Source organism: Flavobacterium caseinilyticum, from assembly GCF_004349085.1.
GTDB lineage: Bacteria > Bacteroidota > Bacteroidia > Flavobacteriales > Flavobacteriaceae > Flavobacterium > Flavobacterium caseinilyticum.
In genome coordinates, this window is record NZ_SMFM01000001.1 from 747,030 (window position 1) to 770,495 (window position 23,466).

General features: G+C 34.0%; 17 protein-coding genes and 2 tRNA genes. 6 read left to right on the forward strand and 13 right to left on the reverse strand.

Going from position 1 to position 23,466, the window contains the following annotated elements:
* Positions 1 to 126: 126 nt before the first annotated feature.
* Entirely contained in the window at positions 127 to 2,937 is a 2,811-nt protein-coding gene (locus E0F89_RS03325; RefSeq protein WP_131908428.1) for a M16 family metallopeptidase, read from the forward strand.
* 78 nt (positions 2,938 to 3,015) lie between these two features.
* Here the strand turns inward: E0F89_RS03325 and E0F89_RS03330 are convergent, their stop codons facing one another.
* The 10 genes from E0F89_RS03330 to E0F89_RS03375 all read right to left on the reverse strand — a co-directional run bounded on the left by E0F89_RS03330 (position 3,016) and on the right by E0F89_RS03375 (position 17,609).
* The gene (locus tag E0F89_RS03330; RefSeq protein WP_131908429.1) at positions 3,016 to 3,849 is read right to left on the reverse strand and encodes a class I SAM-dependent methyltransferase; all 834 of its coding nucleotides are present in this window, start codon (positions 3,847 to 3,849) and stop codon (positions 3,016 to 3,018) included.
* Positions 3,849 to 4,667 carry a type I methionyl aminopeptidase gene (gene map, locus E0F89_RS03335; protein ID WP_131908430.1) on the reverse strand — a complete coding sequence of 273 codons (819 nt, stop codon included), beginning with the start codon at positions 4,665 to 4,667 and terminating at the stop codon, positions 3,849 to 3,851. The genes E0F89_RS03330 and map overlap by 1 nt, the downstream gene beginning before the upstream one ends.
* A gap of 44 nt (positions 4,668 to 4,711) precedes the next feature.
* A complete protein-coding gene (locus tag E0F89_RS03340; RefSeq protein WP_131908431.1) occupies positions 4,712 to 6,100 on the reverse strand; it encodes a TolC family protein in 1,389 nt (462 codons plus the stop codon).
* Positions 6,100 to 7,446, reverse strand: a complete 1,347-nt coding sequence (locus tag E0F89_RS03345; protein WP_131908432.1) for an HlyD family secretion protein — start codon at positions 7,444 to 7,446, stop codon at positions 6,100 to 6,102. The genes E0F89_RS03340 and E0F89_RS03345 overlap by 1 nt, the downstream gene beginning before the upstream one ends.
* Before the next feature lie 2 nt (positions 7,447 to 7,448).
* A complete protein-coding gene (locus E0F89_RS03350) occupies positions 7,449 to 9,110 on the reverse strand; it encodes a peptidase domain-containing ABC transporter (RefSeq protein ID WP_131908433.1) in 1,662 nt (553 codons plus the stop codon).
* A 17-nt stretch (positions 9,111 to 9,127) separates the two neighbouring features.
* Positions 9,128 to 9,799: a TetR/AcrR family transcriptional regulator gene (locus tag E0F89_RS03355; RefSeq protein ID WP_131908434.1), complete on the reverse strand. Its 672-nt coding sequence runs from the start codon at positions 9,797 to 9,799 to the stop codon at positions 9,128 to 9,130.
* A gap of 350 nt (positions 9,800 to 10,149) precedes the next feature.
* Positions 10,150 to 10,788: a leucine-rich repeat domain-containing protein gene (locus E0F89_RS03360; RefSeq protein WP_131908435.1), complete on the reverse strand. Its 639-nt coding sequence runs from the start codon at positions 10,786 to 10,788 to the stop codon at positions 10,150 to 10,152.
* A gap of 222 nt (positions 10,789 to 11,010) precedes the next feature.
* On the reverse strand, positions 11,011 to 12,528 hold the full coding sequence (gpmI, locus tag E0F89_RS03365) for a 2,3-bisphosphoglycerate-independent phosphoglycerate mutase (RefSeq protein WP_131908436.1): 1,518 nt from the start codon (positions 12,526 to 12,528) through the stop codon (positions 11,011 to 11,013).
* 140 nt (positions 12,529 to 12,668) lie between these two features.
* Positions 12,669 to 15,086, reverse strand: coding sequence for a DUF5916 domain-containing protein (locus E0F89_RS03370; protein WP_131908437.1), 2,418 nt, complete (start codon positions 15,084 to 15,086; stop codon positions 12,669 to 12,671).
* Between the two features lie 129 nt (positions 15,087 to 15,215).
* Positions 15,216 to 17,609 carry a DUF5916 domain-containing protein gene (locus tag E0F89_RS03375; RefSeq protein ID WP_131908438.1) on the reverse strand — a complete coding sequence of 798 codons (2,394 nt, stop codon included), beginning with the start codon at positions 17,607 to 17,609 and terminating at the stop codon, positions 15,216 to 15,218.
* 188 nt (positions 17,610 to 17,797) lie between these two features.
* Between E0F89_RS03375 and E0F89_RS03380 the strand changes: the two genes are divergently transcribed.
* Positions 17,798 to 18,520, forward strand: coding sequence for a murein L,D-transpeptidase catalytic domain family protein (locus tag E0F89_RS03380; RefSeq protein ID WP_131908439.1), 723 nt, complete (start codon positions 17,798 to 17,800; stop codon positions 18,518 to 18,520).
* On the opposite strand, the gene E0F89_RS03385 is transcribed toward E0F89_RS03380, so the two are convergent.
* Together E0F89_RS03385 and E0F89_RS03390 are read right to left on the reverse strand one after the other, a co-directional pair.
* Positions 18,509 to 20,095 carry a L,D-transpeptidase family protein gene (locus tag E0F89_RS03385; protein ID WP_131908440.1) on the reverse strand — a complete coding sequence of 529 codons (1,587 nt, stop codon included), beginning with the start codon at positions 20,093 to 20,095 and terminating at the stop codon, positions 18,509 to 18,511. The two genes, E0F89_RS03380 and E0F89_RS03385, sit on opposite strands and share 12 nt — an antisense overlap.
* Entirely contained in the window at positions 20,088 to 20,534 is a 447-nt protein-coding gene (locus E0F89_RS03390) for a GNAT family N-acetyltransferase (protein ID WP_131908441.1), read from the reverse strand. The genes E0F89_RS03385 and E0F89_RS03390 overlap by 8 nt, the downstream gene beginning before the upstream one ends.
* Positions 20,535 to 20,706: 172 nt before the next feature.
* Here E0F89_RS03390 and E0F89_RS03395 point away from each other — a divergent pair.
* Positions 20,707 to 20,779: transfer RNA gene (locus E0F89_RS03395), tRNA-Gly, on the forward strand.
* A 45-nt stretch (positions 20,780 to 20,824) separates the two neighbouring features.
* A tRNA-Gly gene (locus E0F89_RS03400) sits at positions 20,825 to 20,900 on the forward strand.
* A gap of 38 nt (positions 20,901 to 20,938) precedes the next feature.
* On the opposite strand, the gene pepE is transcribed toward E0F89_RS03400, so the two are convergent.
* On the reverse strand, positions 20,939 to 21,646 hold the full coding sequence (gene pepE, locus E0F89_RS03405; protein ID WP_131908442.1) for a dipeptidase PepE: 708 nt from the start codon (positions 21,644 to 21,646) through the stop codon (positions 20,939 to 20,941).
* Between the two features lie 138 nt (positions 21,647 to 21,784).
* Between pepE and E0F89_RS03410 the strand changes: the two genes are divergently transcribed.
* A complete protein-coding gene (locus E0F89_RS03410; RefSeq protein WP_131908443.1) occupies positions 21,785 to 22,540 on the forward strand; it encodes a hypothetical protein in 756 nt (251 codons plus the stop codon).
* A gap of 16 nt (positions 22,541 to 22,556) precedes the next feature.
* Positions 22,557 to 23,261, forward strand: coding sequence for a carboxypeptidase-like regulatory domain-containing protein (locus tag E0F89_RS03415; protein WP_131908444.1), 705 nt, complete (start codon positions 22,557 to 22,559; stop codon positions 23,259 to 23,261).
* Positions 23,262 to 23,466: the final 205 nt, after the last annotated feature.

Below are 23,466 nucleotides of genomic sequence, written 5' to 3' on the forward strand. Positions count from 1 at the left end.
GTTTTTATCCGTTAAAGTCAATTCGGACCTGAAAAATATTTTGTATGTAATTTCTGTTAATTTTGTCTTAATTCGTTAATTTATTAAAAGTTATCTATTTAGTTTTACGTCAAATAAACTAACCCTATGAAAAAAATAAACAATTTAGTATTTGGGATTTTGCTATTCCCAGTAGCTGTTTTTGCCCAGCAAATGGACTATTCAAAAGCCATTCCTTTTGATCCAAGTGTGAAAACCGGAAAGCTTGAAAATGGGCTTACCTATTACATCAAGAAAAATGCCAAACCGGAGAACAAAGTAGATCTTCGCTTAGTTGTAAATGCAGGATCTATTCTGGAGACAGATGATCAGCAAGGATTGGCCCATTTTATGGAACACATGTGCTTTAATGGAACCAAGCGTTTTCCAAAAAATGAATTAGTCGATTATTTACAAAGTATTGGGGTAAAATTTGGACAACATCTAAATGCATACACCAGTTTTGACGAAACGGTTTATTTTTTACCGATACCATCCGATAGTCCTGAAAAATTAGAAAAAGGTTTCCAAATTATCGAAGATTGGGCTTTTAATACCGTTTTGACACCAGAAGAAATCGATAAAGAAAGAGGAGTTGTTCTGGAAGAATATCGTTTGGGTTTAGGTGCCCAAAAAAGAATGTTGGGTCGCTACATTTCAAAAATGATGCATGAATCACATTATGCGGAACGTTTGCCTATTGGACAAAAAGAAGTTTTAGAGAAGTTTAAACACCAATCGTTAATTAATTTTTATAAGGATTGGTATCGACCAAACTTGATGAGCGTAATTGTTGTGGGTGACATTGATGTTGCCGAAATGGAGAAGAAAATAGTTTCCCATTTTTCAGGATATAAAAATCCGGCAAACGAAAAACCAAGGAAGTTTTACGATGTTCCTAACCACAAGGAAACTTTTGTTGCTGTCGAAAGTGACAAGGAATCTCCAAGCGCACAAGTACAATTAATGTATAAAGATTATGGTGCTCCAAAAAAACTTGTGAACATTGGAGATTTCAAAAATTATATTGTTGAGGGATTATTCTCTACGTTATTGAATACGCGATTGGATGAATTGACAAACTCCTCAACACCACCGTTCACATTTGGATATTCTTTCTATGGTGGAACTTTTGCCCGTAATAAAAAAGCATTTCAATCTGTGGCAATGTCTGCTGAAGATAAACAATTAAGTGCTCTTAAAGTATTGGTAACTGAAAACGAGAGAGCTAAGAAATTTGGATTTACACAAGGAGAATTAGATCGTTCAAAATCAGAATTTTTAGCTTCTATTGAAAAAGCATATAATGACAGAGATAAAACGAATTCAGTGAATTTTGTTGGAGAATACCAAGCTAATTTCTTAGAAAAAGAACCGGTTCCCGGAATCGAGTGGACGTATCAAACGATGAAACAATTGATGCCTTTGATTGATTTGAAAGACGTTAATGGTCTAATTAAAGATTACGTAAAAGAAGACAACCGTGTTATTATTCTTACTGGTCCTGAAAAAGATGGTTTGAAAAAAGTGACCGAGCAACAAGTTCTGGATGCATTGAAAATCAATACGGATGATATTAAGCCTTATGAAGACGCTGCCGTTGCTACAAGTTTGTTAAGAAACGAAGTGAAACCGGGCTCTATTGTTAAGCGCGAAAGCAATGCTAAAATTGGAGCCAAGACTTTAATATTATCCAATGGTGTGAAAGTAGTTTATAAAAATACGGATTTCAAGAATGATGAGGTTCTTTTTGAAGCGGTGAGTCTTGGAGGATCTAATTTATATTCTAATGAGGATATGAAAAAAGTTCAATTTGCGAATGGAGCTTTGGCGGAAGCCGGATTCTCAGGACTAAAACTTAATGATATCAATAAATTCATGACGGGTAAAATAGCTAGAGTAAATCCATATATAGGAGGAACTACTGAAGGTTTAAGAGGAAATGCAACTCCTAAGGATTTAGAATATCTGTTCCAAATGACGTACGCTTATTTTACTGATTTGAACTATGATACTGAAGCTTTTGAAGGCTTTAAACAAAAACAGTCTAGCTTCTTTAAGAATATGGCTTCGCAACCACAAAACTATTTTCAACAAGAGTTTTATACTTATTTAAATAAAGAAAATCCAAGATTCAACGGCATTATGCCAACGGATAAATCATGGGCTGAAACGGATTACAAGTTAGCGTACGATAAGTACAAAGAGCGTTTTGCCAATGCAGCTGATTTTGAGTTTTACTTCGTGGGTAACATTGATGATAAAGCCATAGAAGATTATGCCATTAAATATTTAGCGTCTCTACCTGCTTCCGATAAAAAAGAAAAAGCAGTTGATTTAGGATACCGTATGTTAAAAGGAGACTTGAAAAAAGTCGTTAATAAAGGAACAGATCCTAAAAGCAATGTGACCATCATGTATTACGGAGATGCCAAATATTCTGCTAAAGATGCAATGAGCATGCAAGCATTAGGGGAAGTTTTGACCATAAAATTGATCGAACAATTACGTGAAAACGAAAGCGGTGTTTATGGTGTTTCTGCAAGAGGAAGCATGAATAAAATTCCAAATGGATCGTACAACTTTACTATTGGTTTCCCTTGTGGACCAGACAATGCAGAGAAATTAACTGCTTCTGCGTTGAAAGAATTACAAAACATTATCGATAATGGGCCAGACGAAAAAGATGTAGCTAAATTCAAGGAAGGTGAATTAGCTGATTTTAGAAAAGACAGTAAGGAAAACAGATATTGGTTGTCTAATTTTACTAGATCTTACATCAATGGAAGTAGTGCTGAAGAAGCCTTGAAATTTGAGGAAATGGTTAATGCAGTAACTGCTAAGGATCTTCAGAACATTGCTAAACAATATCTTACCAAAGATAAAGTAATTGGAATGTTGATGCCGGAAAAAAAATAAGCCGACTCGTTTTTAAACTAAAAACCTGCTAAAAGTAATTTTAGCAGGTTTTTTTATAATGTGAATTGAAGTCTTGAATTATTTAAAACAAACCGGGATAATTTCCCCTTTGGCTAAACAGTATTTTTCTACTAATTCAGGTGCAATTTTATTGGTGTAATCTTCTTCAATTACTTTAAAACCAATACTTCGTAATTTGTCAAAATAATCGCGACCGTAAATACGAACGTGATCGTATTGACCAAAGATTTTAGCACGTTCTTTTTGATCCGTAATGGTATCATCAGCAAAAGTGGTTGCTCTGGATAAATCCTGTGGAATTTGTAAAATTGCCATTCCGCCCGGTTTCAAAACCCGATATAATTCCTGCATCGCTTTTGTGTCATCAGGAATATGTTCTAAAACATGATTACAAAGAATGACATCATATTGATTGTCTTCAAAAGGCAAATTACAAATATCCGCTTTCACATCGGCTAACGGTGAAAACAAATCAGTGGTTGTGTAATCCAGATTTTTTTGGTTTCGAAACAATTTATAAAAAGCTTGTTCGGGCGCAAAATGCAATACTTTCAATGCTGAATTTGATCCAGCCTTTCTTAATTTAATTCTTTTAGTATTGGTAACAGAAGAATCTGAAACTAATTTAGATTTAAAAAAATCGGTTTTTTCATTTAAATACAACCACAATAATCGGTGCCTTTCCAAGGAAAGTGTACTTGGCGAAAGCACATTATTTCGTTGTGTTCCGTATCCGTACGGCAAGAACATTTTGAAACTTTTTCCGTCAATAGGATCAGTGAATGTAGTTCCTTTCAAGGCCAATGCAAGAACTGGCCGTGCCACATAACTTAACCGAATAAGTAAAGGACGCGGAATGGTATTGAGTATTAATTTAAATAGTTTCTTCATTACAGCACTAAAGGTGTTTGTCTAAACTCATCTTCCTCGTTACTCACGATTCCTAGTGCTTTGTAGATGTAAGCAAACGTGGATAAAATTTCCGGTTTCCCATCAATAATCGCAACGTCATGTTCAAAATGTGCACTTGGTTTTCCGTCAGCTGTCGTGATGGTCCAGCCGTCTTTGTGTTGCTTGATGTTTCGGGTTCCCATATTGATCATCGGTTCAATGGCGACAACCATTCCTTCTACAAAAAGTTTTCCTCTGCCTTTTTTACCATAATTAGGCATTTCAGGATCTTCATGCATTTTTTGGCCCAAGCCGTGACCTACTAATTCTCTGACTACACCGTAACCGTGTGATTCGGTATATTTTTGAATAGCGTTTCCTACGTCTTCAACGCGGTTTCCTAATTTTAATTCGCGGATTCCAACATATAAAGATTCTTTGGTTACCTGTAATAATTTTTTTGTTTCAGCAGCAACTTCACCTATTTCAAAAGAATACGCATGATCGCCATGATATCCGTTTTTGAATGCGCCACAATCTACTGAGATCACATCGCCACTTTCTAATGGTTTATTGTTTGGAATTCCGTGAACCACTTGTGAGTTTGGACTCATGCAAAGTGAATTTGGGAAACCGTATAATCCAAGAAAACTTGGTTCAGCGCCATGATCACGAATGAATGTTTCGGCTAATTTGTCCAGGTATAAAGTGGTGACTCCTTCTTTGATTTCAGAAGCAATCATTCCTAATGTTTTTGATACGATCAACGCACTTTCGCGCATTAATTCTATTTCTTCACGTGATTTTACAATAATCATAATTTCGAATTTTCAGTTTGCAAAAGTACAATTTTATAAATTATTTAATCCGGATTGGCCATTATTTTAAAAAGCTCTGAATTCGAAATATAAAAACGATTCTCTAAAGTAATCTTCGAAAGTTGTGCGCTTACTAAATTATTTTCTCTAGTATTGATTAAAAACAAGGAACTTTCACCAAAAGAAAATAATCTTTCCTCTGAATTTAACATTGTGAGATTATCTTGAACCAAACTTTTTATCAGCTCTTTTTGTCTCAGCAATGATTCAATTTCTATTTTTTGGGCATTGATTTTATTAGTCAATTGTACTTTTTCAAGGTCCAAAGTAAATTCTGTTTCTTGAATTTTGAATTTGGCCAATTTTAAACTTCCGCGCTCTTTTCGAAGAAACAAAGGAAAATAAAAATCCAATCCAATTTTATAATCCTCAAACTGATAATTATCAATATAGCTGGGTTCTGAAATATAAGAGTAACCCACATCAATTTTTGGCAAAAGCATGTTAGCTTTCAGTTTTCGTTCTACATTAAGCATATCAATCTTGCTTTGCAATGCGTTGATTTTTGGATGATTGGTGATAGAGAAATCTGTATTTAATAAATCATTTGTTTTTAGACTTTCCTGAATCGTGAATTCTAATTGGATTTCGGGAATTAAGTCATCGGATAATTCTAGCGGTATATTGTTTTCCAACCAAAGAAAATTTGCGAGTTCTAATTTGGCTTTAGCCAATTTCAGATTTGAATCCTCCAAACTTAATTTTCTGTTTTTAACAATAATTCCAGCCTCAACACTATCAATTGCAGGTTTGTCTCCTTGGCTTATTAAAGATTGAATTCCTTTAAATCTAATTTGAGCATTTTCATTATATTCTTCATATAACTGCACTTCGCTGAAGTTTTTTTTCCAATTAAAATACGCCAATGAAGCATCATACAAAACTGCAATAGCCTGAAGTTTTCGTTCTGCTTGACTCAATTGTATTTGCATTTTAGCTTTTCGTACATCCGCCATTCTTTGATTGATAAACAGCCCTTGTCCAAGTGGGACGGTCACTCCTAGAGAAGTTAGTCCTTGATTGGGAAGGGTATTTTGCGGATTCAAGTATATGCCGTCACTATTGTCGAAACCCGCTTTAATCTCGATTCCGTACCAAGTTGGGATTTTGAAACTGCTGTTTAATATCGAATAATATTCAGTGTCTTTGAATTGTTTTTTGCTGAAATCAACCTCAATTTTCGGGTCAAAACCACCACGGGCCATCATCAAATTAGCTTGTGCCTTATTGATTTCTAAGTTGGCATTCCTGACCAGCGGATGATATTTCTTGACATAACCAAGAAATTCATCATAAGTAAATTCTTTTGATGCCATTTCTTGAGCAGTTACAGAAAAACCAAAGAATAAAAGCGCTAAAAATACGTGTTTCATTATTTCTTTTCTTTTGTGGTTTTGGTCGTTGGGTTGTAATAATTTGGTGGAAATCCGTTTAATGATCGCCACAATTCAAACCAAACCGGCACATTATTTAGTAAAGCAATAGTTTGCGCACCCGCTCCAATACTCAACTGTGAAGGCCATTTATCATCGTTTTTATCAGGTGAAATCAAAACACGATATTTGCCGTTGTCACTAATGAAGTTTTCAATAGCAACAATTTCACCGCCAAAGGTTCCGTACGACATGTTGGGCCATCCGGAAAACACAATTGTAGGCCAGCCATCAAACCACACCCTAACTTTTTCTCCTTTTCTTAACAGCGGAAGGTCAATTGGATTTACAAAAGTTTCTACGGCAATGTCATACTTTGATGGCATTATACTAGCAATCGGGGTTCCTTCTTTTATGGTTTCCCCAATACCAGATTGTAGGGCCCTGTTGATGTAGCCGTTTTGTGAGGCTTTGATATAATACATGCCATTACGAATGCTGTAATTGGCATATTGATTTTCGAGTTTGTTCACCTGCGCATCAGTGTCATACTGACTGCTGAGCGCTGTGAATTTGTCACTGTTGGCTTTCGAAACTTTCTCTGCATACTCCGCGCTTATTCTGTTTATCTCCACTTTGGCATTGATAAACTCGTTTTTACTGGTTAAGTATTTGTTTTCCTGTGTAATAATTTTGGCTTCTACTTCCTGTAATTTCAGCCTTTTTTCTTCAATATCAGTAAGCGGTTTTAGTCCTTCTTTATTCAGCTGAACAGAACGATCGTACTGTGTATTGGCTATCTTTAGCTGGGTTTTTACGGCAACTAAATCCATGCTGTCGCTCTTTATTTTCAAAACTGATTGTTTGATTTTATTTTGTGCTTGCTCCAATTTTAAAACTTTTTCTCTTTCAATGGCTTGTATTTGGTCGGTAAGCGTACTTACTTTAGAACCATACGATTGTAAAGATTGTTTTTTTGCATCTATTTGATTTTTTGTATTCTGAACTAAATTTGGATCCATATAATCCTCTTTGATCTCTGAAATAAATACGATTGTGTCACCTTTCTTTACAAAATCACCTTCCTGAACATACCATTTTTCAAGTCGACCAGAAATCACACTTTGAATGGACTGCGGTCTTTGGTCGGGTCTTAGTGTGGTTACGCTTCCGCTGCCTGAAATGTTTTGTGTCCATGGTAGGAAAAGTGCTATCACACCTATAATTGAAACCACTACAATAATTCTATTTAAGATTTTATAATGAGGTCTGTTGACCAGGTTTTTCACCGTAGCAAAACGATCTAATGGCGGCAGTTTTATTTTATTGTCGGATATGTTTAGCATGACTATTTATTTTTTAAATCAAGTTGAATAGTTCCATTTTCCATAGTGATAATACGACTGCATTTGGTTTTCCAATATGGGTTTTTTGAGGAAACTATTATTGTCCAGTTATTCTTCTCGGACGTAAGGAAATCGATAATTTCATTAGCAATTTCAATATCCATCATGTCCGTAGGATCTTCGTAAAAAAGGATTTTTGGTTTGTGAATGATACTTCTAGCTAATAGTACTTTTTCAGCATCGGAAGATGATAATTGTTTACCTTCTGGGAAAATATGGGTTTCGAGACCTTTGGGCAATCTTTTAACAAAACTTGAAAGTTGTACGCCTTCAATAGCCCATTTAAGATTTTCGCTACTTATGGACTTGTCATTAAAGGTAATGTTTTCTAAAAGGGTTCCTTCAAATGGTGTTTCACCATGAATAATACCGCCAATTTGGGAACGATATTGCTTCAAGTTAATTTTTCTAAAGGTGTCATCATTAATGTAAAAAGTACCGGATGTAGGCTGCAACAAGCCAGACAATATACGAATAAGTGTTGTTTTTCCCGAACCATTGTCTCCTGCAATAGCTATTTTTTCTCCTTGCTCAATTTTTAATGAAATGTTGCTCAAGATTTCCTTTTCTGAATCTGGAAATTTAAAAGTAAGATTTTCTATCTCTAAAGAAATATTAGCATAACAAATATCGCTATCGAACGCCTTTTCTTCATCTAATTGTAAGTCAGTGACCTGGCCAATTTTTTCAATTGAAGTCAGTACGTCATAGAATGTTTCAAGTCCGATGATAATTTTTTCGACAGAGGTAATAACTAATAAAATAATGATTTCTGCCGCTACGAATTGGCCAATATTCATTTGTTGTGACAATACCAAAAAACCTCCAATAGACAATAATCCACCAGTTATTAAAATTTTAAAAATAATTAATTGAGTAAATTGTCTTTGGATAACATTGAAATGTTTTTCCCGATAATTCAAGTAATCAGCCGCTATATTGTTGTTTTTTTGGAGTCCAAAATTGTAGTGAAGGTCATTTTTGAAACTATAATTATTTCTAGCTAATTCTTGTAACCAGCCTGCTACTTTATATTTGAATTTTGATTCTTTCAAACTCGTTTCCAGACCTGATTTAAAAGAGAATCGGAAGATAATATACAAAAGGAAAAATAATAATATACCGAATATGATAAAATAAGGGTGATATAAAGATAGTAATATTACTCCAAAAACAATTTGTAATAGCGCCGCTGAGAAATCAGTTAAGAGCTTTGCAGTTCCTTTTTGAATGGTCATGGTATCAAAAAAACGATTGGCTAATTCTGGTGGATACGAATTGTACAATTGATCCATTTTTATTTTTGGCAATCGAGCTGCAAATTCAAAGGAAGAACGGACAAATATTTTTTGTTGTAAATTTTCGGTAATTCGGAGTTGCATAAAAGATAAAACTCCAACCAACGCTACGCCAAAAATAACCAAAATAATTAAAACTATCCAGGAAGCGCTTACTCGTCCAGATTGAATAAAATTGGTGATCGCTTGGATACCAAGCGGTAAAGATAAACTTACTAATCCAGCAAAAATGGCATAAAAAAATATTTGATAGACATCTTTTCTATCTAATGCAAGTAGTTTATAAAAACGATTTAAAGGAGTCATATTCGCTGTAATTTGTTTTATCGTAAGACATTATTAATAAGGTTCAGGTAAAATTGAGTGGTTGTCACAGATTCGTTACAATCAGTTATTGTTTTTAAGTGCTCTTTCAAGAAATGTTGGTGTAAGTTACCCTCAACTATTGTTGAAACTAGTGATTTTGCAAAGGGATAATCAGGATTTACCTCATTTATCATCACCACAATGCTATTAATTACTCTCTTGTATATCAGAAAAAAACCTTCTTTATTTTCTTGATCAATCTCTTTTGTTTGAAATATTTTTGTGAATTCGGCAATAATAATTTTATTTAAAATAGCTTCGTTAATATGTTCATAATTTGCGTCATCGGTAACTTTTTCAGTTACAATAGTTATCGCTTTATTCAGTTTTTCAATTGGATCTATAATGTTTACAGTAGCAAAAAGAAGTTTGTATTCCATCCAACTCCAATACCACGATGATAAATACACTAATAATTTATGTTTATTTTCAAAATATCTGTAAATGGAGCTTTCATTAGAACCAATTTTTTCACCCAATTTTTTGAATGTAAAATTATCAAATCCAATTTCGTCTATTAAAATAATACTATTCTCTATTATTTTTTGGCCTAAAGGAGATGTCTCGGGATTTTTAACATATATTTTTTCGTTGACTTGGATCTTTAAGTTTGCTAATATTTGATTCATAATCTACTGTTTTTGATTAAAAGATTTTGCAATAGGGTATTAATAAAACTGTTTTGTTAAATCAATTATAACTAGCGTGTCTAATGTTTTCATAATTTAACTATTGGATTAACGATTGTAAATTACCAACCAATAATATGTCTGCCAAACAAAAAGACTATTCAGTATACGTATACATAAATAGCTTCATAATGCTATTTTAATTTCCACAGTTATCTGCATTTATTTTCAAACTGATTCATACCCTCAAGAGATCCAAAAAAGTTTGTTAATCTTTATTTTAAATGAAATAGACAATACAAATAATGAAGTTTTGTTCTTGTTATTGAATTTATTCTCCTTACTTCGCTTTACAGTTTAATCATAAATCCAAAATTCAAATTTTCTCCAGAACGATCTGGATTCACGATTTTATTATCACGGATATCTAGAAACTGTAGATGCTCCAATTGTTTAATTTCTTTTGGAACCTCAATAAATTTATTATTGTTTAAATATAAAAATTCCAGATATTTTAAACTGCTAATAGTATTTGGTATACTATTTAAATTGTCGTTTTCTAAGTGTAATATTCGTAAAGAAGGCATTTTACTCATAATTTTGATGTTTGCCTCTAAATTTAAATTCTTTTCATCATTTAAAAATATTTCCTCTAAGCTTGTTAACTTCCAAAAATCTTCTGGTAATACTGAAAAATCATTCCCACTTAATTCTAGTGTTTTAAGTTTTGATAAAGCATTTAATTCTTTAGGAAGTTCTCTTAAATGATCGTTTTTTAAGCTCAGATATTCTAAATTAACAAATTTTGACCAATTAATTCCGTCTAGTTTTAATGTTTGATTACTTAAATTTAAACGCAATACTTTGTCTGGTTGCTTTAATGCTAATTCAATATCTGTAAACTCTTGTTGAACATTATTTGAATCAGATATTTGCCCGAAGCCCAAGTGGTAAATAAGAATAAAGACGATGGTTGATAGAGTTTTCATTTTGTTTAGTCTGTTTGTTGTTGTTAAGGCAGCGTTTCTATCTATTATTTCTTGTTTTAATAATTGCTTTCAATAATAATTTTGAGAATTGTTACTAAGCCCAAATTTTACTTGCAAATGTAATAGTAATACTATTACTAATTATAATATTTAACTTTTATTTATAAAAAAAGCTACTCGTATCGAGTAGCTTTTAATACAAATATTTATAGGTAATTTTATTTAAAGCAAAGAATGACAAGTCATTACCTCTGGTTTTTCGATTCCCATAAGCTCTAAAATTGTTGGAGCAATATCGCCAAGAACTCCATCATGGATTGTTTTCAATTCTTTGTCCACTAAAATAATTGGGACCGGATTTGTGGTATGGGCTGTATTTGGACTTCCGTCAGGATTAATCATCGTCTCACAATTTCCATGATCTGCTATCACAATAGTGGTGTAATCATTTGCCAAAGCGGCAGTTATTACTCTTTCCACACATTTATCAACCGCTTCACAAGCCTTAATTGCTGCACTCATAATGCCTGTGTGTCCCACCATATCGCCGTTGGCAAAATTAAGGCAAACAAAATCCACTTCATTTTTATACAGTTCCGGAATCAAAGCATCCGTTAATTCAAAGGCGCTCATTTCAGGCTGCAAATCATAAGTGGCAACTTTTGGTGAATATTTCAAAATCCGAGTTTCTCCGATAAAAGGTAATTCTCTTCCGCCAGAAAAGAAGAAAGTTACGTGTGGATATTTTTCCGTTTCTGCGATTCGAATTTGCTTTTTATGTGCTTTTTCTAAAACCTCACCCAGAGTTTCCGTAATGTTGTCTTTGTTATAAACGACTTTTATATTTTGGTACGTTTCATCATAATTGGTAAGTGTAACATAATATAAATTCAGTTTGTGCATATTTTGCTCATGACAATCCATTTGCGTCAATACTTCCGTTAATTCTCTTCCTCTGTCTGTTCTGAAATTGAAGAAAATCACCACATCATCCTCTTCAATTGTCGCGATTGGACGGTTGTAATCATCAACCATAACCGTTGGATGAATGAATTCATCGGTTACATTCACTTCATAGCTTTCTTCAATGGAAGATACTGCATTTGTTGAATGTGTTCCAATTCCATTTACCAATAAATCGTAGGCGAGTTTTACTCTTTCCCATCGTCTGTCGCGATCCATTGCATAATACCGTCCTACAACTGAGGCAAGCTTCACCGTAGTGGTAGCGATATAATCCTGCAAATCCTGAATGTAATGTTTACCGGATTTCGGGTCCACATCACGGCCGTCCGTAAAGGCGTGAACGAAAACTTTTTGTAATCCGTGTTGCTGTGTAGCGTCAATCAGACCGCGTAAATGCGAAGTATGCGAATGAACTCCACCATCTGAAAGCAGACCTAAAAAGTGTACTTTTTTATTATTTATTTTGGCATATGTAAAGGCATCAACTAAAACTTGCTCTTTTGCTAAAGTGTCATGTGCAACGGCAAGGTTTATTTTGGCTAAATCTTGATAGACAATTCTGCCGGCACCGAGATTCATATGTCCTACCTCGCTATTTCCCATCTGACCATCGGGTAGTCCAACATTTAAACCATCTGTTCGTAGTTGGGCGCTTGGAAAATTTCTATAAAGACTGTTGATAAATGGGACGTTGGCATTGTCAATTGCTGATACTTTCGGGTCAGGAGATTTTCCCCAACCGTCTAAAATCATAAGAATTACTTTTTTGTTCATTGTACTGTATTTTATACAAAGATAAAGTATTTCTAAAAATGTTCGAATGCATGGAAATCACTATTATACATTCGGAGGCTAACAATAACAAATAATGATTATTTTGTTGCGGATAGTTGTCTTTTTTAAAATTAATTCATTTAGAATATATTCTTAACCTGATTGTAATCTATAAAGTAACGCACACTTACCGAGAAAACATGACTAAGCGCATCGTTATTCAATAAATTAGTAACATTTTCCGTAAACTCTTTGTTGATGTTTCTTTCAAATGCACCGGCATTATTCCGATATAAAACAGAAACTTGACTTCCCGGCGCAAACCACCAAGAATAGGACAAGTCAGCATTCCAGGAATAAAAACTCGAGTTTTTATTGGTGGTATATCCTGTAAAATCAGCAAGTCTTCCGTTTTGTTCCAATGATAAAGTATTTTTATTTTCGGCATATGACCAATATTGGCGCAGCGAAATATTAAATGTCATCGTACTGTTTAGTGAATATTTTCCAAAAACGGTATTGGAATACGTAATTACATTTCGATTAGCAAAAACTATTGTATTTGCCGTAGCCGAATTCAGGTCGTCATTAATACTATCAATGTAGCCTTTATTATTGTTTTGTCTGAAAAAACTGAAGTTGTAATTCATAGATAATTTGTCATTAAAACGATATCTTGGACCCAATGAAAAACCATAGGAATTTCTTCCTGCCTCATCAAAAACAGCATAGGATGGATTAAAATCAATAGCAAAATTATTGTTGTAATTGGTTGAAATGTATATAAATCCACCAATTTTTGTAGGCCTTATTACAAATCTGTCGGCTGTTCTCGGTTCATAATAATCATATGTTTCTATTGGATTTGCATCGAAACCTATTCCAAAATAATGATTTTTTTTGTTATTTGAGTTAATTTGAAAGCTGATGCTGCTGGATTGAATTTTGCCGGTTTCTTTTTGAAACTGGGAATAAGCATTTAATCTGGCATTGAAAGAGTTGAAATACTTTGTTGGATTGAGGATTCTATAACTGGTATTACCGTACAAGCTGAAATAATTAGTCTCAAAATTGATTCCTAAATCATTGTTGTCAAAATCTTTGGTTGTGATGTCACCCCCAACACCGTAACGAAATTTGCCGCTAGTTTCGGAGAAATTCAGTTGGGAACTGAACCCTTTTTTATCTTCAATGCTGTTTATATAGCTGTACTTAAAATCACCGGCGAGGTTGTAGGTGTTTTTCTTGGTATTCAAATCCCAAACTAATGCCGTTACATTTCCATCTCTAAAACTTCCGTTTCGAGTTACATTTGTATTTACAAACGCAATTGAAGAATTTTTGCGAAAACGCTGATCCAATACCAAAACATTGTAATTGGCAAGTGGCTCAACAATCTCATTTCTGATCTCTTGAGTAACTCTATTTCTTAAGGTTGCTGAGGTTTTCTCAGTAACAGCGTTTAAGATTCCAACGCCCAATCCATTCTTGGTTCTTCCAGATATTTTTAAAGCATTAATAAGATTTACACTTGCGGGATTATCAATGATTTCTTCGTTTGCAGCTGCCGTAGGATAATTGATTGGATTTCCTCCAATTCGTCTTGAATAAACTAAATTCCCTTTGCTAAACAAATCCGTTCCCTCCGTAAAAAAAGGTCTGTTTTCGTTGAATTGCTGTTCGAATGGTCCTAAATTCAGAATTTGATCGTCGTATTTTGTTTGTCCAAAATCAGGAATAAGAATCATATCCAGTGTAAAAGCATCGTTTATTCCGTATTTTAAATCCAATCCGCCTTTGAGTGTTCCGTATGTTTTTTGGCGTGCATCAGCATTTACATAAAAAGAGGAATACGGTAAAAGAAAAAGTCGCGTAGGTGGTTTTATGTTTTCAATACCTTCCAGAATTCCGGTTTGTTGGGTGAAAGTTCCCAGTTTCGAATCAATAAAATTCCAAGTGTATTTATAACGATCTCGTCTTATTTCTCTAAAAAAATTAAGACCCCAAGTTTGTTTGTCTTCGGCTGAAAAACGTAGCGCAGCATACGGAATCCGCATTTCTACCACCCAGCCTTTGTCTGTAATGACGGCTTTGCTTTTCCAAACGGCGTCCCAGGAATAATCCTCGCCATTGGTGTCAGTGGTTATGCAGTCTGCCTGACCGTCAGCCGCATTTACAAAAAACTGAAAATCTTGCTGTCCGTCATTGAACCCATTGATAAAAACACCAAAAAGGTCCGAAGTACCAAAATTATCGCGGGGAGTGATTTCTCTTAAAATTTTATCTGGATTGTCATCATACATTATGGCTCCAATGTATATGGCGTCGTTATCGTATAAGACTTTTACTTCTGTTCTTTTGTTTTCAGGAATTGCCTTGCCATTATCAGGTTCAAACATGATGAAATCAGATGCTACTGCAGCAGATTGCCAAGTAGGTTCATCTAAGTTTCCATCAATTTCAATTTTGTCGGAAATGAATTTTGTTTGTAATGTCTTTTTTTGGCTGTAGCCAAAGACACTTATGAAGAGGAAACAAAGCAATAAATGATTTTTCATGAAACTTTTGATTGATTGATGCAAAATTAGAAAAACCAAAATAGTTTCAAAGGGACAAATCACCAATCCACACAATAGTTTGGATTAATAGACTCCCTTTTTAATTGAATGTTACAGTTTGATTTAAAATTAAAATTTATTTTTCACGGCATTGTAATCAATAAAATAGCGAATGCTCACTGAGAGTACATTGGTTAGGTCGCTATTAAAAATGCTTTTTAGATTTTTAGATAGGTCTTTTTCGACTACTGCGGCTCTTTCTAATCCATAGTTACGGTACAAAATGGATATTTCACTTCCGGGTGCAAACCACCAAGAATACGATAAATCGAAGTTCCAAGAATTGAAATTTCTGTCTTTGTTTTGTGCGTAGCTAGTATTTGGAGTTAAATAACCGCTGTTTTGCAAGGTAAAGAATTCATGATTTTTAGAATACGACCAATAATAGCGAGCCGTTAAGTTAATAGTCATTTTATTGTTTAAGGAATATTTTCCAGTAAGATCGTTTTGAAGAATTTCTCGATTGCGTTCTGCAAATACAATTCCTGTATCATCAAAGGCAACCCATCCACGATCATTAATCATTTTCGTGTATTCAGATGCGAACGCTAAAGAAAATTTGTCATTGAATCGGTATTTTGAACCTAAATAAAAGCCATAATTATTTCTACCACTCTCATTGTATTTTGTAAATGCAGGTTGGATAATTAGTGTAAAAGGATTGTTGTCGTTTGAGGTGAAATTTAGAATAGTAATCATTTTTTCTGGAAGAAATACATATCTTCCATATTCACGTGGCTCGTAAAAATCGAATGTTTTGACGGGTGTTAATTCGAATAAAAGTTCTAAAGAATCATTCCCTAATGTTGTCGCCCTTATTTCTGTCCCAAAAGCACCAGTTTGCAATTTTTTAGACGTATTGTCCACTTCAAAATTTATATATTCATTTAATCTGAAAGTATTAAAAATTTTGGTTGGATTTACTATTCTAAAGCTTGCGTGTCCGTAAGCATTGTGATAATTAGAATAAAAATTGATGCCTAAATCATTCACATCGTAGTTTTCAGAAAGATATTTTCCAGAAAAACCGTATCTATATTGCCCACTTGTTTTTTCAAAACCAATTTCTGTTTTAAATCCATCATAGTCTTCAATGGTATTGATGGAGCTGTATTTAAAGTCACCGTATAGATTATAGGTATTTGATTTTGTGTTTAAATCAAACAATACTGCCGCAACATTTGCATCTCTAAAATCTCCGTTTCTGGTAGTATTTGCATTGACAAAAGTCACAGAAGAGTTTTGATTAAAGCGTTGGTCCAGGACAAACATATTGTAATTTGTCAAAGGTTCAATGACTTCTTGTCTAGTGTCACCGGTGTCTTTGTTTAAAATAGTAGCTTTAGTTTTTTCAGTAACTGCATTCAAGAATCCAATTCCTAAACCTTTTTGAGTTCGACCAGATATTTTTATTGCATTCAGTAAATTGACTGTACTAGGATAATTAGTTATTTCTTCGTTTGCTGCGGTTGCCGGCTCCGTGCTTGGAGCACCGCCGATTCTTCGCGAATAAAACAAACCTCCTTTGTTAAACAAATCCGTTCCTTCTGTAAAAAAAGGTCTGTTTTCTTCAAATCTTTGTTCAAAAGGCAATAGGTTTAAAATAGCATTGTCAAATTTTGTCTGTCCAAAATCAGGTACTAAAATAGCATCTAATGTAAAGGAGTCGTTTATTCCGTATTTTATATCTAATCCAGCTTTGAAAGTTCTGTCAGAGCCGATATCACTTTGCTGATAGTAGGCGGATGTATATGGAATTATAAAAAGTCGGGTAGGAGTTTGTATTTTTTCAATTCCTTGAAGAATTCCTGCTTGTGGAATTACAGCGCCTATCTTAGTGTCAATTCTGTTCCACGTATATTTTTGTACATCACGTTTTATTTCTCTCATGAAATTTAAGCCCCAAGTTTGTTTATCGGCTTTCGAAAATCGCAAAGCAGCATAAGGAATTTTCATTTCCACAACCCATCCAAATTCAGTCAGCGTTACTTCACTGTCCCAAATAGCATCCCAACTAAAATCTTCATAATCTTCCGTCGCTAAACAATCCATCTGTACCCCGGAGGCACTTACAAAAAACCGAAAATCTTGTTGTCCATCATTAAACCCGTTAATATAAACAGAAAAATGATCGGAAACTCCAAAAACGTCCCGATTGGTTAATTCTCTCTGAATTTTTTCTGGCTCGTTATCGTACAGCATGGCTGAAATGTAGATGGCATTATTGTCGTACAAAACTTTAACTTCTGTTTTTTTGTCATTGCTGATGGGTTTTCCATTATCAGGTTCAAACATGATAAAATCCGTCGCAACAGAAGCAGATTCCCAGATTTGCTCATTTATCTTTCCATCTATTACTATGTTTTCTGAAATGGATTTTGCTTGTAATGTCTTTTTTTGACCAAAGGTGTTGATACTGCAAACAATTAAAAAAAGTAATGATAAATGAATATGTTTTGCCATGAATTAGTATTGTATATGGACAAAAATAACAAAAATAGTAGATAATGTATTTTTATTTTGATGTAGTTAAACAATTTTTTGTAAAATATTTTGTTATATTAAAATTAAAGTTTTCATAATTTTTGTTTTCGCGGTACTTTAATGTGTACGTTTGCAACCCGATTTAATCTATAACTTAAAGACAACCAATGATTTATACGATACTTCCTACCATTTTGTTTATGCTTGCTTCTTTATCACCAAATAAAGCAAGTCTTTCTGAGCCAAAGATTATTAAATCAGCAGTTTATGCCAAAACGATAGAATCAAGCGTTGAAGCCAAAATTAACATGGCATATCGCAATCTACATTCGGACAAATTTGCTTTGCCAAAACTTGAAAGCTTTGCTGTCGCCCTTAAAGGTTATTATTCGCTAAAAGAAAAAGGCTTAATTAAGAAGGATATCTTGACTTTAGTTGATTTCAGTTTATCCTCTAATACTAAAAGGCTGTGGGTTATTGATTTAGTAACAGGTGATGTATTATTTCATTCTCTTGTTGCTCACGGAAGAAATACAGGCGAAGAATATGCTAGTAATTTTTCAAACTCAGCAGAATCCTTTAAAAGTAGTTTAGGATTTTATTCTACAGGTGAAATTTATAGTGGTAAACATGGAATGTCACTAAGACTGGACGGTTTAGAAAAAGGAGTGAATGACAATGCAAGAGCAAGAGGTGTAGTGATGCATGCAGCTGATTATGTTTCTAATTCTTTTATCAAAAACCATAGCAGACTGGGAAGAAGTCAAGGTTGTCCAGCTGTACCAGCAGAATTATCAAAGGAAATTATCAATACAATAAAAAACAAATCGTGCTTCTTTATTTATCATCCGTCAAGAGCTTCGAAATTTGGAACTAAATCAATTTCTTAGTTTGCTGTAAAGATTTGCATCGAGATTATAGATATCATCTCTAAAAATCAATTTGTCCTTTTCGCTCCAAGCGGTCCAATATAAGATATGTAATGAAATGTCTTTGTTGATTTTGACAAATTTTGTTTTTTCATTTTGTAACGTTTCTGTGATTTTTTCCAAATTCCAATTTACACTATCGTTTAGTACATATTCTGTCAATTCTAAAGGGTTGTCTACTCTGACGCAACCTGAACTTAACGAACGGTCTATTTTATCGAAATAATCCCTGTGATTGGTGTCGTGTAGATATACAGAGAAACGGTTCGGAAAAATGATTTTCACCATTCCTAACGAATTAAAAGTACCCGGACTTTGCACGTATCGATACGTTTTTGCCTGCGATAACTGCCATTCGTAAGGACTTACTATTCTTCCATTGCTGTCATAAACCTTAATGTTTGATTGACTCAAATAACGTCGATTTTTTAAAATAGCGGGTATCACATCTTCTCTTAATATAGTCGGAGGAACCGTCCATGTTGGATTAAACACTACTTGCGTTAATTTTGAACTTAGTATTGGTGTTTTTCTTTTAGCTCTTCCAACGATTACTCTATGCGTTCTCAGCGTATCTTTATTCTTAACCAGCGTCAATTTGTAATCAGGAATATTAATAATTACATATTCATTTCCCATTTCTTTAGGATACCATTTCCAGCGTTCCAGATTGGCAATGATTTGCTGAATTCGCTGTTCTTTTGAAAAATTTAGCGAAGCAATTGTGCCTTCTCTGATAATCCCGTCAGGGGCTAAACCATGGCGAATTTGAAACTTTTTCACTGCAAGAACCATTTCTTTGTCATACACCGGGGTCAAACTGTCAGTGGGTTGTAAGTCTTTCCAAAAGATTAATCGCTTTTTGATCTCAGTTATAGCGGCTGTGGAATCATTTGGGGAAAATTCCCGACCAAATTTTAAATTTTTAAAGTTGTCTTTGGGGAAAGTATTAATAAGTTTAAGCGCTTTTTTTAATCTTTGGTAAACAATATGATTGGGTTTTAATTGTTCGATTTTAAATAACAGCGAGTCGGTGCTTAATAATTGGGCAACTGTTTTATTTATATCAATTTGATTTTCTTTTAAATCCCAGTTTTTATATAATTTCCGTGGGTCAAGTTTTCCGTTGGTAAGATGTGAAATGTATTTCTGCAAGCTGGAGGTCAATAATACATCATATTTTGCCAGAGCCAAAGAGTCAAGAGTGTTTAGTTTTTTTTCTAAATCCAACAATGTTTTTACTTTATAATCTTCGGGATTTAATCCCTCTTCATCGGATTTTAGAAGTTCTTCCAGAATTATTTTTCTTTTTTTTTGGGATTGCCAAACGGTTCTATATTCAGTTGACTTGTAAAAGCTAGTAAGGATTTTGTCGTTGAAAGAAATTAATAATGTAGAGTCGATAGCAGTTGGTTTGCCTTCAGGTTCGATACGCGGTTTTAAAATCTCTTTTCTCAAGATTACCGCGCTTTCAAGCTCCTGTTTTTTACAGCTGATTAAAGTTAATAAGAACAAGATTATAAGTAAGTTATTCATTAGAAATTTCTTTAAACATGACGATATGTTTCCCCACATTTTTAATTTCAAAGGGCAATCCTTTAACTTGATATCCCATTTTTTGATAAAAGCCAATAGCTGCTTCACGGGCATTGAACCAAATTAAATTCGCATTTTGATCACGACAATATTTTTCGGAATTCATAATAAGTTTTTCGCCAAAACCCTTCTTTTGATGTTGTTTTAAAACTGCCATTCCGCGAATTTGAAACTGTTTTTTAGAGGTGAATAAATCATTTTTAGCCTCAAACAGTGATATCACTCCGAGTAGATTTTTAGCTTCAAATAGGCCAAAATGAACTGTCGTTTCTAAAGTATCCCCTTCAAAATGACAACTCTCTATGGGTTTTTCGGATCGAAGAACAGGATGACGCACGATAAATGTGTCTAAAGCTGCTATTTGTTTAATATTTTGCATTGATTTTTTTAATTATTTTTTCAGCACTATAAAGGTATAATATTTTCATATTAAATTCTTTATGATTTGATTACCCTTTACTGAAACTGGTCTTCGGGCAACTTTGAGACTTTTTTAATAAAAAAACTTGCATTCAAGCAAACTAATTAATTATATTTGCACCGTTGTTAATGCGAAAGTAGCTCAGTTGGTAGAGCTCCAGCCTTCCAAGCTGGTTGTCGCGAGTTCGAGCCTCGTCTTTCGCTCTAAATTTCAAAAGTTTAGTTGAAATTTTATTTTACTGTTATTATGCGAAAGTAGCTCAGTTGGTAGAGCTCCAGCCTTCCAAGCTGGTTGTCGCGAGTTCGAGCCTCGTCTTTCGCTCCAAAAACCTCAAACTTTTGTTTGAGGTTTTTTTTATTTAATTATTTTAGGAAACTTAAATCAGTTCCAGTCGCTATTTCTTCCGGTGTTTGATCTTTTCTAAACAATCTCGCGGTCAGATCGCCTTTTAAAGTAATTTTATCGCCTTTTACATCCAACCAACTTCCTTCTCTCAATCCTAAAACAGGAACGGAATTAAAAGCATGATATTCCATTATTCTGGTTTCGCGTGTTTCGCCCATATGTTTTGATGTAAGATCGGGATCCAAATAATGGGGATTCAAATTAAATGGAACTGCTCCCAGAGTCTGAAAACTCGGAGGATACACAATCGGCATATCATTAGTAGTTTGCATGGTAAGGCCGCAAATATTACTTCCAGCACTGGTGCCTAAATACGGAGTTCCGCTTTTTATTACTTCTGAAAGGATGCCCATTACATTTTTTTTGTGCAATTGAGACACTAATACAAAAGTATTTCCGCCTCCGGTAAAAATCGCTTCCGCATTTTTTATGGCTAGTGCAGCATCGTCAAATTCATGAATACCCTTGACTACTTTGTTCATTTTGGCAAAAGCCAGTGCAACTATAGCGGTATATTCTTCATGAGATATACCGCCTGGTCTTGCGTATGGAATAAAAAGAATTGTAGAACAGTTTTGAAAATGTATTTCAAGTTCCGGTAATAAATACTGCAGGTAATTCTCGTTTGCAAGCGTAGAAGTACTTGCTATTAGTATGTTTTTCATTTTAATAATTTGTGTTAAAGGTATTGAATCAGTCTTTTTTATTAAATTATAATTAACATTTTTTTACCAATTCATTAGTAAATAATTTGGAACGCCTTAAGATACTTTTACTGAGTGTAAATATATACTTTCAAAGAGATGATTAGAGTTGTTTATTTATTTTTAGCTTTAGTCGCATCGAATGTTTTTTCGCAAGAAATGGCTAGGGTACAATTGAAAGGTAAATTGACAGCTGATGTTGCAGTTTTGGAGGGAATCTATGTCATTAATAAAGTAACGTCGCAAGCCTCAGTTTCTGATAAAAACGGAAAATTTTCTATTTTAGCCAAAGTTGGTGATACATTGATTTTTAGTGAAAGACAGTATGAGGAGGTGAAAATTGTTGTAATCCAAGGCCATTTCGATCAAGAAACCCTTATTGTAAAAATGACACCGGTAGTAAACAGATTGCGGGAAGTGATTGTTCGAAATGGAATCAATGCCGTTTCAATGGGAATCATTCCAAAAGGACAAAAATCTTATACTCCGGCAGAGCGCAGATTAAATACGGCTACTAATCTTAATGCTTCCGCAAATGCCGGCAGTATGATGGGAGGCTCTATATCTGCAGATCCACTATTGAATTGGTTTTCGGGGAGAACAAAGATGTTGAAAAAAGAAGTTGCTGTTGAAAAGAAAGAGACTTATTTGAGACAATTGGAACACATGTACACAATTGATTTTTTTGTCAATAAATTGAAAATCCCAACGGAATATGTCAAAGGCTTTGAGTATTATGTTGTTGAAAATGAATATTTCGTCTCGATTTTAAAGTCTAAAAATCTCCCAATGACCACTTTTTTGATAACAGAATTAGCGACTAAATACAAAGAAATAATAGCCATTGAAAATTAAAATTATACTACAGTTAATGCTTATCTTATTAGTGCAAATTGCTTTTGGGCAAATAGAAAAGGTAAAGGAAATTCGGGGACAAATCCACACTGCCGACTCTGTGTCAGTTGATCGCATTAATATTGTAAATGTCTCCACACAAAAAGCGACTGTTTCAGATGCCGACGGATTTTTTGAAATAGCGGTAAAAGAAGGGGATGTTTTACTATTCAGTGCAGTCAATCTGGAAAGTCTGCGCAGGAAAATTACTGCGGAGGATTTAATAGAATCTGTATTAAAAGTGATTTTGGCTCCAAAAAGTATTGTTCTGAAGGAAGTGGTTGTGAGTGAGTCTACTATTACTGCGGAAAGTGCAGGAATTATTCCTTATGGCCAAAAAAAATACACTCCTGCGGAAAGGAAATTGTACACTGCTACTTCGGGTGGAGGAATTGACGGATTGCTCAATACCATTTCCGGACGCAAAGCCATGCTGAAAAAAGAAATAGTAATTGAAAAAAAACAGCAATTGTTGGCAAGAATTGATGTGCTGTTTGAAGAGAAGTATTACTTGGAAACGCTAAAGATACCCCTCGATTACATTAAAGGATTTCAATATTATTGTGTTGATGATGCTAGTTTTGCTGCTGCGGTACGATCCAAAAATAAAACGTTGATTATGTATTTAATCGTTCAACTTGCCGAGAAATTTAACGAAATAATAGCTCTTGAAAACAAATAGAATTTTGTTAAACAACAAATAAAATGTGGAGATGAGGCAAAATTAGATTTCATTCTATAATTGTAAATGGAATAAATTTCTTAAATTTAGTACATTTAAAAACGCCTTTTGCATATCTTGAAAAAGCACTTCTACTTTAGCGAAAGCCAATGGTCTAAACGGTTTATAGCGTATTAAACGAAAAGTGCCGAAAATGGTTAAAGTT